The 10,921-nt window shown below is 67.1% G+C and carries 11 protein-coding genes and 4 pseudogenes; 10 read left to right on the forward strand and 5 right to left on the reverse strand.

All coding sequences use genetic code 11. The features are described from left to right. Nucleotides 1-147 precede the first annotated feature (147 nt). Nucleotides 148-1,021: pseudogene (locus tag AC07CM_RS49165) on the forward strand (IS5 family transposase). 21 nt (nt 1,022-1,042) lie between these two features. On the opposite strand, the gene AC07CM_RS49170 reads toward AC07CM_RS49165, so the two are convergent. Then, entirely contained in the window at nt 1,043-1,456 is a 414-nt protein-coding gene (locus AC07CM_RS49170) for a winged helix-turn-helix transcriptional regulator (protein ID WP_478883100.1), read from the reverse strand. A 103-nt stretch (nt 1,457-1,559) separates the two neighbouring features. Between AC07CM_RS49170 and AC07CM_RS49175 the strand changes: the two genes are divergently transcribed. After that, entirely contained in the window at nt 1,560-2,411 is an 852-nt protein-coding gene (locus AC07CM_RS49175) for an alpha/beta fold hydrolase (protein WP_478883101.1), read from the forward strand. 31 nt (nt 2,412-2,442) lie between these two features. Here the strand turns inward: AC07CM_RS49175 and AC07CM_RS49180 are convergent, their stop codons facing one another. Beyond that, nucleotides 2,443-2,856: a hypothetical protein gene (locus tag AC07CM_RS49180; RefSeq protein WP_478883102.1), complete on the reverse strand. Its 414-nt coding sequence runs from the start codon at nt 2,854-2,856 to the stop codon at nt 2,443-2,445. Nucleotides 2,857-2,959: 103 nt separating this feature from the next. Between AC07CM_RS49180 and AC07CM_RS49185 the strand changes: the two genes are divergently transcribed. Then, the gene (locus AC07CM_RS49185) at nt 2,960-3,355 is read left to right on the forward strand and encodes a hypothetical protein (RefSeq protein WP_478883103.1); all 396 of its coding nucleotides are present in this window, start codon (nt 2,960-2,962) and stop codon (nt 3,353-3,355) included. Here the strand turns inward: AC07CM_RS49185 and AC07CM_RS49190 are convergent. After that, nucleotides 3,343-3,843, reverse strand: a complete 501-nt coding sequence (locus AC07CM_RS49190; protein WP_478883104.1) for a peptidoglycan-binding domain-containing protein — start codon at nt 3,841-3,843, stop codon at nt 3,343-3,345. The two genes, AC07CM_RS49185 and AC07CM_RS49190, sit on opposite strands and share 13 nt — an antisense overlap. Before the next feature lie 677 nt (nt 3,844-4,520). Between AC07CM_RS49190 and AC07CM_RS49195 the strand changes: the two genes are divergently transcribed. The 5 genes and pseudogenes from AC07CM_RS49195 to AC07CM_RS49215 all read left to right on the forward strand — a co-directional run bounded on the left by AC07CM_RS49195 (nt 4,521) and on the right by AC07CM_RS49215 (nt 9,142). Continuing rightward, entirely contained in the window at nt 4,521-5,207 is a 687-nt protein-coding gene (locus tag AC07CM_RS49195; protein ID WP_478883105.1) for a response regulator transcription factor, read from the forward strand. Next, a complete protein-coding gene (locus AC07CM_RS49200) occupies nt 5,204-6,625 on the forward strand; it encodes a sensor histidine kinase (RefSeq protein ID WP_478883106.1) in 1,422 nt (473 codons plus the stop codon). Before AC07CM_RS49195 ends, AC07CM_RS49200 begins: the two co-directional genes overlap by 4 nt. Further along, entirely contained in the window at nt 6,622-7,041 is a 420-nt protein-coding gene (locus tag AC07CM_RS49205) for a hypothetical protein (protein WP_478883107.1), read from the forward strand. The genes AC07CM_RS49200 and AC07CM_RS49205 overlap by 4 nt, the downstream gene beginning before the upstream one ends. Nucleotides 7,042-7,292: 251 nt before the next feature. Continuing rightward, on the forward strand, nt 7,293-7,742 hold the full coding sequence (locus AC07CM_RS49210; RefSeq protein WP_478883108.1) for a hypothetical protein: 450 nt from the start codon (nt 7,293-7,295) through the stop codon (nt 7,740-7,742). A gap of 188 nt (nt 7,743-7,930) precedes the next feature. Next, nucleotides 7,931-9,142: pseudogene (locus AC07CM_RS49215) on the forward strand (IS701 family transposase). Nucleotides 9,143-9,311: 169 nt separating this feature from the next. Here the strand turns inward: AC07CM_RS49215 and AC07CM_RS49220 are convergent. Next, nucleotides 9,312-9,847, reverse strand: a pseudogene (locus AC07CM_RS49220) (IS701 family transposase); the annotation flags it as partial. A 75-nt stretch (nt 9,848-9,922) separates the two neighbouring features. Between AC07CM_RS49220 and AC07CM_RS49225 the strand changes: the two are divergent. Continuing rightward, nucleotides 9,923-10,252 carry a hypothetical protein gene (locus AC07CM_RS49225; protein ID WP_478883109.1) on the forward strand — a complete coding sequence of 110 codons (330 nt, stop codon included), beginning with the start codon at nt 9,923-9,925 and terminating at the stop codon, nt 10,250-10,252. A gap of 38 nt (nt 10,253-10,290) precedes the next feature. On the opposite strand, the gene AC07CM_RS49230 is transcribed toward AC07CM_RS49225, so the two are convergent. Beyond that, a complete protein-coding gene (locus tag AC07CM_RS49230) occupies nt 10,291-10,455 on the reverse strand; it encodes a hypothetical protein (RefSeq protein WP_478883110.1) in 165 nt (54 codons plus the stop codon). A gap of 55 nt (nt 10,456-10,510) precedes the next feature. Between AC07CM_RS49230 and AC07CM_RS49235 the strand changes: the two are divergent. Then, a pseudogene (locus AC07CM_RS49235) lies at nt 10,511-10,823 on the forward strand (ATP-binding protein); the annotation flags it as partial. Nucleotides 10,824-10,921: the final 98 nt, after the last annotated feature.

The following is a 10,921-nucleotide window of genomic DNA, read 5'->3' on the forward strand; positions in this document are numbered from 1 at the left end:
CGAACACCATGCCTGGCCCCAACCGACCCGCACCGGCGTGCAAGCCATCCTCATCACAAGACCTCAACTCGCGGGCCCGTAATGCAACGGCATTGACCCTAGGGCGTGTACCGAAAGCGGGTCTTTCGCGTGCGATGATCTTGGTTCGTGACGCGTGGAGATCTGACAGACGAGCAATGGGCAGTACCGGAGCCGCTGTTACCGAGGGGAAAGAAGCCGGGACGGCCGCCGATATGGACCAGACGGCAACTGATTGACGGCATACGGTTCCGGGTCCGCAGCGGTGTCCCATGGCGGGACATGCCCGCGCAGTACGGGCCGTGGGGCCGGGTGTACGACATGTTCCGGCGCTGGCAGCGGGACGGCATCTGGCATCGGTTCTTCACCGAATTGCAGGCGGGGGCCGATGCCAAAGACCTGATTACCTGGGACCTCAACGTCGACTCCACGGTTGTGCGGGCCCGCCAGCATGCTGCCGGGGCACGGAAAAGGGGGACTTGCAGAAGGAGCCGCCCGGCGGCGTCGCCATGGAACCGGCCGACCACGGGCTCGGCCGCTCACCCGGCGGCCTGACCACCAAGCTGCACTTGGCCGTGGAGCAGGGACAAAAGCCCATGTCGGTCGTCGTCACGACCGGGCAGCGGGGTGACTCCCCGCAGTTCGAGGTGGTCCTGGGCCGCGTCCGGGTTCCCCGCCTCGGTCCCCGCAGGCCCCGCACCCGGCCGAGAAGGGTCCGCGCGGACAGAGCGTATGCTTCCCGCGCGAACCGCGCCTACCTGCGACGTCGTGGCATCCGCTGCACCATCCCGGACAAGGCCGACCAGGACCGCAACCGCAAGAAACGTGGCTCGCTTGGCGGTCGGCCGCCGAAGCTCGACCCGATTGACTACCGCGAGCGGACGCGGTCGAGTGCGGTATTAACCGCCTCAAAAGACACCGGGCATTAGCCACGCGGTATGACAAGTTGGCGGTCCGCTACGAGGCGACCGTCCTCGTCGCGGCCATCAACGAGCGGCTGTGACCAGCACGTTCGATCCACGCCCTAGTTGGGGGGTGACTCGTCGGCGAGCTGGTTGCTGCGGTCGATCTCCGGCATGTGCGTCTCGGCCCAGACCCGCAGGGCGGAGAGCGGTCCTTCGAGGGACAGGCCGAGCCCGGTGAGCTGGTAGTGGACGGCGGGCGGCACGGTGTGTTCCACGCGGCGCGCGACCAGGCCATCGCGGACCAGGCTCTGCAGGGTGACGGACAGCATCTTCTGTGAGATGCCCGGGATACGGCGCCGCAGTTCCGCGAAACGGAGCTCGCCGGGAGCCTGCTCGGCCAGCACCTTGACCGCCATCGACGTCCACTTGGTGCCGATACGGTCGAGCAGCTGGCGGGTCGGGCAGCGCGGATCCAGCAGATCACCGCGCTCACCGGGCCGCCGGCTGGGTTCGCCGGGCCTCGATGTGGTCACCCGGGGCTCACCACCTGAAGGAAAAGTGCCGTCTTGGACGGACCAGGCTAGTTCCCTATCGTGACCTAGTCACCATCACCCACCACATACCCGGAGCCCCTCCATGCCCGAGCTGCGACGCGTCCTCGCCAACGGTGTCGAACTGAACGTCGCCCTCACCGGATCGGGCCCGGCCGTCCTGCTGCTGCACGGCTTCCCGCACACCTGGGAGCTGTGGACGGACGTCATGGCCGATCTGTCCGGCCGCTACCGCGTCATCGCGCCGGACCTGCGCGGGTTCGGCGCGAGCAGCCGGGCCGCCTCCGGGTACGACGCGGGCACCCTGGCCGAGGACGCCGCGGCGCTTCTCACCGCGCTCGGCGTGTCCTCGGCCGCGGTGGTGGGCATCGACGCGGGCACCGCGCCGGCCTTCCTCCTCGCCCTGCGCCGCCCCGGTCTTGTCCGGCGCCTAGTCGTCATGGAGTCCGTTCTGGGCAGGCTGCCCGGCGCCGAGGACTTCCTCGCCGACGGGCCGCCGTGGTGGTTCGGCTTCCATTCCGCCGCGCCCGGCCTCGCCGAGACCGTGCTGGAGGGCCACGAGGCGGCCTACGTCGACTGGTTTCTGAGCGCCGGCACGCTCGGCGACGGGGTACGCCCCGCCCTCCGGGACGCCTTCGTCCGCGCCTACACCGGCCGCCAGGCATTGAGCTGCGCGTTCTCGTACTACCGGGCCCTGCCCGAGAGCGCGGTACAGATCGAGCAGGCGGTCGCCACTGCCCGCCTGACGGTGCCAACGATGGCGCTGGGCGCCCGGCCCGTCGGTGTCGCGCTGGAACGCCAACTCCGCCCGGTCACCGACGATCTCACCGGACACGTCATCGAAGACTGCGGCCACATCATCCCGCTGCACCGGCCGCGCGCCCTGCTCACGCTGCTGCATCCGTTCCTGGCCGGTGAGGACGCGAAAGCAGCGTGACCGGGGCGGGAGCTGACATTCGATACACGCCCTAGCAGTCGCCGTGGATGCGCCGGTATCCCCAGCCGGGGTCCTCCCGCGCCAGACGCAGGACGAGAACGCGGATGGAGCGCACTGTGCGGGGCCGGCCCAGGCCCTTGGATCGGGAATGGGCCGCGTGGTGGCGTACGACCAGATCGCGGTGCCAGCGCAGCACGTTATCGGGGCGCACCAGCAGTCGCACTCGGCGCAGCCCGCCGCGCGGGAGCCGGTGCAGCAGCGCGGCAAGGAACACCCGATCACTCGGGGCCAAGCGCACCCTGCCCTTGCCGAGTTGGCGTACCAGCACCGTGATCCGATGACGCATCGTCACGATCTCGATGTCCTTGCCTCGGTCGGTCATCGGCAGCAGGCGCAGCACGGCGAACGCGTTCGCCATGGTCAGGGAGGCCAGTCGCAGCTGCACGATCAGCCATCCTGCCGGGCGCCCATCGGTCAGCACAGCCCCGGCATAGGCAAGCGGGAACTGCAGCCCGCGACACCCGGTAAACCGGCTCCCAGCAGTCCGGATGAGATATTCGGCAAGGGCAGCGCTGATGCTCCTCGGTCTGCCGGGTCTGGCCCTCGGGTGGTCGCAGCGGCTGCCGCACTGGCCCTACGTCCAGGCCGTCCACGATGCCCTGACGGGCAGCGACATCCCGCCGGGCACCGTCAGGGGCGGGCACACCGATGGCGACGCGGAGATCGTGCATGATCCGCTGGACCTCGATCACGGCCAGCCGCGGGGCCCGGGGTGTCCGAAGGCGTGGTCCAGCCTGCGCAGCTCCAGCCCGGCCGCCTCGGCCAGGGCCTCGGCGGGGGCCAGGCCGGGGGGTCGCCGGGGTTGGCCCACGGCCTACGTACGACAGGCAGCGTGTCCGCACGGCGGGCCGCTGTGCGGACACGTCATGGACTATCGCCTGTAGCAGTAGCCCGTCTGACGGCCGTTTTGGCCGTTAGTGTAGTCGTATGCCTGGAAGGAGAAGTAGGAGCTGGTGATGGGACCGAAACGGCCGTCCACGCTCAACACGTTGCCGTTGGTCTGGTTGATCTTCGTCTGAGCGTTCTTTACCGCCTGCTCGGTGGCGGGGCCGAAGTCCGAGTCCTCCGCGATGTGCTGGCCGTAGCAGGCGTTCAAGCTCTCCTGCACGACCAGCACGGAGATGTTGTGGTTCCCCCGGACCACGACGCAGTTGTAGTTTCCTGAGTTCGGGCCCGTCGACGGCACATGGAGGTACCACCCGCCACCAATACTCACGTTGGTGAAGCTGGTGCACGCGACCTCGGCGGCAACTGTCTTGGGCGCAACTTGCGCCGACGCCGTTCCTGGGCTACCCACCACCAGCCCCGCCGGGACGGCGAGCGCCGCCACCGCCACTAACGAAGCCAGGCTCGCCCGTCGTGTTGTTCGCATTGATTCCCTCTCCTTTGCCTCATGCCCCGTTGTCGTGGGCACACCATGTGAGAGCTGCCAAAGCACTAGAAGGTTGTATTTCGCTTATATCGGTTCCTATATGATCATTTTGCGGATCCGCTTGCAGCAGCAGGGAGCGGCTGCCCGTCCGGGAAAGACGAGGTAGTCGCGGGGATGGCGCTCGTAGCGGTGGTTGAGTCGGCAGTAGCTGGCCAGCCAGGACGGAGACCGCTCGCTACACCAGCCCGACAGTTGCCTGGCTTGCCGACGGGACGCGCCCACGGATGTGCCCCTCCGGTGACCTTGATGGACAACGGCGCGGCTGCCCGGGAGACGGTAGGGGGAGCAGCGGCGGCAGCCGGGGATAAAGTACCGACCGTCAAGGCCGCGGCTATCGGCGCGGAGACCACGGCTATCCGGCGTTTGAACGAATCCATTGGAACCTTCTCTCGCGTAGTCTCCGGCATTGGCCGGTGTCCCTTCGTGGGTGGTGGCCTGAAAACCCATCGGTGCCCCGTGATCCTGGGCTTCCGGGCCCCCTTTCCTCCGGGCCCGCGTCCGTGGTTCCCCCGGCGGCAGGCTGTGGAAGGACTGTGGCATGACAGAGCTGTGAGGAAGCTGAAGGTTCCTGAAGGGTCTTCAGGTTCCCCACAGGGCAAGGCGGTCATGCTGGTGGTATGCGGATACTGGTGGTCGAGGACGACCGGCGGATGGCCGAATTGCTGCGCCGGGGTCTGGTCGGCGAGGGGTACGCGGTCGACTCCGCGCATGACGGGCTCCGTGGTCTGGAACTGGCGCTCGAGAACGACTATGACGCGCTCGTGCTGGACGTGATGCTGCCCCGGCTGAACGGTTTTCGGCTGTGCGGACGGCTTCGAGAGGCCGGCATGTGGACGCCGGTGCTGATGCTGACCGCCAAAGACGGCGAGTACGACCAGGCCGAGGGCCTGGACACCGGGGCAGACGACTACGTCACCAAACCGTTTTCCTTCATCGCACTCGCGGCACGGCTGCGTGCTCTGATCCGGCGGGGACGTCCCGAGCGGCCCACCGTCCTACGCGTCGGCGACCTGGAGATCGACCCGGGAGCCCATCGCTGCCGGCGCGGCACCACCGAGGTGGCCCTGACTGCGCGCGAGTTCGCCGTCCTGGAGTACCTCGCCCGCCGCTGCGGGGAAACGGTCTCCAAGCGCGAGGTCCTCGAGCACGTCTGGGACGACCGCTTCGACGGTGACGTCAATATCGTCGAGGTCTACATCAGCGCCCTGCGCCGAAAACTCGACACCCCCTTCCAGCGGCACACCATCCGCACCGTCCGCGGCGCCGGATACCGCCTGGACACAGCCGAAGGCGCCTACCAATGAAGCGCATTCACCGTTCGCTGTCCCCCCTGCGCCGCCTGCAGCCCACCACTGTGCGCATGCGGCTCACCCTCCTGGCCGCAGTGATCGCCGTCGTTCCGCTGGCCGCTGCCGCCGCCGGGGTGACGCTGGCGGCCCGGGCCTCGATACTGCAGCAGACCCGGCAGCACAGTGCCGAAGAAACGCCATGGTTCCGCGTGGAGGTGAAAGGACAGCGCGCCCTCCATGACGGCAAGCCCGTGCCCCAGTGCGGCTCCGCCACTCCGAGGCCGGTCGACGGCCAACAGGTGACCTTCTGCACGTATCCGTACGACATGCACAACCTCCCTCCGTCGTTGTCGGGGCGTCCGGCAGGGTACGACTCGGTGAGCAGCCGGGGTGACCTGTCCCTCAAGCCCTGGACTGATCCGGCACACGGACCGGAGCCGATTCGGGTGCCTGAGAGCTACCCCGAATTCAACGGCTACGTCGTTTTGATCTACTCGACGCAGACGGCACAGGCCCAACTGAACACCATCGCGTGGTCCGTCATCGGCTGCACACTGGCGCTGACTGTCCTGATCGCCGCCAGTACCTGGATAGCCGTCGGCCGGGTGCTACGCCCTGTCGAGGCGATACGCGCAGAGTTCGCCGACGTCAGTGCCCACCACCTCGGCCGACGCGTATCCGTTCCCCGGTCCGGGAACGAGATCGCCCGCCTGGCCGCAACGATGAACACCACACTCGACCAGTTGCAGACAGCGGTCGACCAGCAGCGCCAGTTCACCGCGGACGCCTCCCACGAGTTGCGCACCCCCCTCGCCTGCCTGCGCACCGAACTGGAGCTTGCCCTCAACCGGCCCGACACCGCCGACTGGGCGCGTGTTGTCCACGACGCCCATCAAGACACCATGCGTTTGCAGGACCTGACCGAGAACCTGCTGCTCCTGGCCCGCCTCGACGACGAACACACCGATCCCAAACGCTACGCGACCACCGCGGACCTCAGCGACATCGTGCGCGAGGCGACCGCCCGCCGCCCCACCCCCCGGAACCTGGTCATCGATGTGAGAGTCGAGCCCAGTTCCGTCCTCGTGCGTGGGACCCCGGCCCTGCTGGCCCGCATCCTGAGCAACCTCCTCGACAATGCCGAGCGCTACGCCACCCGTACGATCACCGTGCGACTGACCCACGACACCGACCGCAGCGAAGCGGTTCTCGACGTCCACGACGACGGCCCCGGAATTCCCCCGGAAGACCACCAGCGGATCTTCGAACGCTTCACCCGACTCGACGACGCCCGCACCCGTGACACCGGCGGCACAGGGCTCGGCCTCGCCATCGCCCACCGCATCACCACCATCCACCAGGGCATCCTCCAGATCACTCCGAGCTCGCATGGCGCACACTTCACCCTCCGCCTCCCCACATGCCCCCCATGACAGTCTGTGTCGCCGCGCGCCGGAAGTGCTCGCGGGCCGCCTCCGACACCACGGAGCGCGCCGCCATGGTCCGTGCCGGCCTGCTCCTCGCCGTCGCCGAGATCACCCGGGCTTACGCACACCCGCCGACCACCTCGTGGATCCGCGAGCGGTGGCAAGACCGGACACAGACCCCTGAAGTCCGCCTGGCCGCAACGATCAGCTGGCTCTGCCTCACCGACGAACCCGCCCCCGAGGACCTCCACCACACTCTTGACACCCTCGCCACCTACGAACGCGCGCACGCCATGGACGCCCTGCCGTGGATGACCGCCGCCGCCGGATCCGGTGAACCGGGACTCCTGCGCTGCGTTCGCCGCATGCTCCACCCCGAAGAAACCGAACCGTACGACGACCCCTGGGCCTCCTCACTCTGAGCGACGAGCGACCGGTCGCGGCCCTCGGCCATGCTGCTCGCACTTGTGCATCGAAGTTGTCCATCGGTGCCAGATACGGTGCACGGTCACACATCTGTGACTGAGTGTTCGAGTTGGCCAGTGAGTGCCACGCTGCCACGCCTGGTCGGTGGTGACCGGCGCCCACGTAGTACCGGGCACCCCACGCCTCGTGGCCCGATCGCGGCACGTAGCATGACCGCGCCGAGCTGCGAAAGAGGGGGGCCTGGCCTGTGGCTGGTGGTGCAGCGATCATCCCGTTCCTGGCGTTCGTTCTAGCCATTTTGCTGGCGGGGCTGTCCTATGCGGTCGGCAAGAGGACGTCCCTGAAGATGGGCTGGCTGTTCGCCTCGGTCTTGGTCGGCCTGCCCGCTGTGCTGCTGATCGCCACGCTCATCAGTCGAGGCGGCGCCTCCGAACCGTCGCGTCTCATCATCTACGGGAACCCGTACGAGCCCGGCTCGATTGCGGACGCCCAATACGAGCGCGGCTACGACTTCGCCGCCGCTCTCGCCAAGCAGGGAGACGACCCGGGATCCGGTATGGCGGACGATGTCTCTCGCTGGTGCAGAGACCAGCTGACGCCATCAGCAGGCTTCAAGGGCAAGGTCACCACGGCGATGATGCAGGGCTGCATCGAGGGATCCCAACAGCGCTCCGTACCTCCGTCGAATGCGCCGTAATGCCAACTAGTACTCCAGCGGCACTTTGACGTTTTCCCTGTTCAGGGGCGGTTCGGGTGAGTGTAGTGGGCTGGTTGTGGGCCTGTGTTCTCTTTCCCGGACCGCCCCTCGATCGTGTGCAGCCGACGCCGATAGTGGCAGCAGTCCGGGCAGCTTCCTGACGTGATCGACGAGCGTGCAGTTGAGATCTGGAACGCGAGCTCGAGGAACTGTTCCTGCGGACCGACCACCGTTTCAGGCGCGTCGAGCCGCGTCACAGGATGCGTGACTACATCCGTGGACTGCTGGGCCCAGTCGGCCGCAAAAACGGCTGGCAGCTGGCCGAGTACGCCGGACACCGCACACCCGACCGCCTCCAGCGGCTCCTCAACGGTGCCCGCTGGGACGCCGACGAGCTCCGCGACGACCTGCAGCACTATGTCGCCGAACGGCTCCGCGAGCCCGACGGGATCCTCATCCTCGACGACACCGGCTTCCTCAAGAAGGGCACCACCTCGGCCGGAGTGCAGCGCCAGTACTCCGGCACCGACGGCCGCACCGAGAACAGCCAGATCGGCGTATTCGCCGCCTACGCCACCACACGTGGACGCGCCCTGGTGGATCGGGAGTTGTATCTACCCAAGTCCTGGACCGACGACCGCGACCGCTGCCGCGCCGCCCACATCCCCAACGAGCGGGCCTTCGCCGCCAAGCCAGACCTGGCCAAGGCCATGGTCCTGCGGGCGATCGCCTTGCCGCTGCCGATCGCCTGGGTGACCGCGGACGCCGCTTACGGCCAGGAGTGGCGGCTGCGCCGCATGCTGGAGGAGGCTGGCCTATGTACTCGCGGTCCACAAGTCCCAGCAGGTGCCGCACTTCGGTCGCGTCGATCACCTTTTCTCCCAGGCGCCTGACGAAGCGTGGGAGCGACGTTCGTGCGGCGATGGCGCGAAGGGCCCGCGCGTCTACCACTGGGCTGCCCTGCAGACCATTCCATCGAGGACTTCGACGGCGAGATGCCCACGCACCAGCGGTGGGCACTGGCGCGCCGCAGCATCAGCAAGCCCGAGGAGATCGCCTACCACCTCGGCTACGCGCCGCTCGGCACCACGGTCGAGCACCTGGTACGCGTCGCCGGGATGCGGTGGGCCATCGAGGAAGCCTTCCAGGCCGCGAAGAACGAGTGTGGCCTCGACCAGTACGAAGTCAGCCGCTACACCGGCTGGATGCGGCACATCACTCTGGCGATACTGGCACACGCCTTCCTGGCTGTCATGGCCGCCGACGCTGCAGCAAAGGGGGCAGCAGAAACGGTTCCTGCCTCGCGCCCCTCACCGTGGCAGAAGTTCGGCGCCTCCTGGCAACTGTCCACTCACCCATCGCACGCGCCCAGCAGCCCCTCATCAGCGCATGCGCACTGAGATGGTCACACTGGCGCAGACGACGCCGAGCCGTCGCCCGCCGCTGCCACTATCAGCGGCGGCTGCACGCGATCGAGGGGCGGTCCGGGAAAGAGAACACGGTCCGACAACCAGCCCACTACACTCACCCAAACCGTCCCTGAACAGGGAAAACGTCAAAGTGCTGCTGGAGTACTAGGCGCCACTTCTCGCGGTGCGTAGCCCCAGGCGGGATGTGGGTGATAGTCCTTCGGTCGGTGTCTGAGGCCCACTCTTGGGGCAGGAACAGCCGCCACTGCAGCGGGCAGGAGGCGGTGTCGGTGGCGGCGTGGACGCTGACTGCGACCTGGCAGTTGGCGCGTTTGCCCAAGGCTCCGCAGTACTGCGGAGCCACGGCGACCGACATTCTTCCGTCTTTGGGCACCGAGACATCGTGATCACCAGGTTGCCTGGTCGATCAGCGCCAGCATTCGTTCGCAGATGAGTCGCTGCACCGGCACGGGATCCCAGGTGGACTGGTTCACGAACTGTTGCGGGATCTGCTCGTTGCCGTCCGGCAGCCCGCGAGGCCATGGCCTGGACGGACTTGCGGCGGCCGTCCAGCATCAGTCCTCGCAGGTAGCAGTCGCCCTTGGCCCGCTGGTCCTTGCGCGGCACCGCGGCGAACACATCGGCGACGAATAGCGCTAACTTCGCCCGAACACGGCTCACTTCATGTGCGTCCACACACTCAACATGCTCCTGAACAGGCCCGGCAGGAAGACCTAACGGAGTCCTACTACGCCGTGTACCGTCGAGCGCATGGACGCACAGTTATTGGACCGGGTCGGGAAAGCGGTGTTGGAGTGGGCTGTCGAATGGGGGGAGCAGAAGCCGCGCAACGTGCTGATGGTTGTCACGACGCATGACGCGGCAACCCAATGGCTCCACGGTCCTGAGACTTGGTCCAGGCCAGATCAGGTCTACTTCGCCACGGTGGAAGGAATGTTCCAACAACGCGGTAGGTCAGGCGACTGGGCGGCTCTGTTCGTCGATTCGATTACCTTGCGGGTCGTGACATTCACGGTACGCCCATTGGAATCGGCCCCGAACCGACCACTCGGGCAACTTGGGACCGTCTATCGGTTGTGATGCCTATGGACACCTTCCCTTCGCGCCGATGCGTAGGATCATTGCCATCTTGAGATCGTCATCCGTGATCTTCCGTGCCGCGCCCGGCGGGATGCACTTCTTGTTACGACCGGGTCCTCGATCCCGGCCTCGGCCACGACGAGGTTCTGACGGTCGGTCGACTGTTGGTCGGTCGACACCCGCTTGTAGACCAGGTTGGCCATGCCGCTCCCCGATGTGGTGGTCGCATTCGACCCAACTGTCAGCAAACCCTGTCATCAGAAAGGGCAGCCGCTCTGCCTGATCGGCGACTCCGGCACCGGCAAGTCCCACATGCTGATCGCCCTGGGCGCCGAGGCCGCGATGAAGGGCTACCGCGTCCGCTACACCCTCGCGACGAAGCTGGTCAACGGAGGCCGCCGACGAGAAGCAGCTTAACAAGACGATCGCCCGCTACGGCCGCGTCGAGCTCCTCTGCATCGACGAGCTTGGCTACATGGAACTCGACCGTCACGGAGCCGAACTCCTCTTCCAGGTCCTGACCGAACGCGAGGAGAAGAACAGCGTTGCGATTGCCTCGAACGAATCGTTCGGGAAAGCGCACATGTTCCGGCGAACACGTGCGAGGTGGTGCCGAAACATCACGGGTTCATCTTGCGGTAGTCCTGGTATTCGTCGCAGACGATGCCT

The organism is Streptomyces sp. NPDC044061 (genome assembly GCF_056434305.1).

Bases quoted from the DNA above. Each gene is read 5' to 3' on its own strand.
- AC07CM_RS49175 (WP_478883101.1), top strand. From the start codon at position 1,560: ATGCCCGAGCTGCGACGCGTCCTCGCCAACGGTGTCGAACTGAACGTC.
- AC07CM_RS49185 (WP_478883103.1), top strand. From the start codon at position 2,960: ATGAGATATTCGGCAAGGGCAGCGCTGATGCTCCTCGGTCTGCCGGGT.
- AC07CM_RS49190 (WP_478883104.1), bottom strand. From the start codon at position 3,843: ATGCGAACAACACGACGGGCGAGCCTGGCTTCGTTAGTGGCGGTGGCG.
- AC07CM_RS49195 (WP_478883105.1), top strand. From the start codon at position 4,521: ATGCGGATACTGGTGGTCGAGGACGACCGGCGGATGGCCGAATTGCTG.
- AC07CM_RS49200 (WP_478883106.1), top strand. From the start codon at position 5,204: ATGAAGCGCATTCACCGTTCGCTGTCCCCCCTGCGCCGCCTGCAGCCC.
- AC07CM_RS49205 (WP_478883107.1), top strand. From the start codon at position 6,622: ATGACAGTCTGTGTCGCCGCGCGCCGGAAGTGCTCGCGGGCCGCCTCC.
- AC07CM_RS49225 (WP_478883109.1), top strand. From the start codon at position 9,923: ATGGACGCACAGTTATTGGACCGGGTCGGGAAAGCGGTGTTGGAGTGG.
- AC07CM_RS49230 (WP_478883110.1), bottom strand. From the start codon at position 10,455: ATGGCCAACCTGGTCTACAAGCGGGTGTCGACCGACCAACAGTCGACC.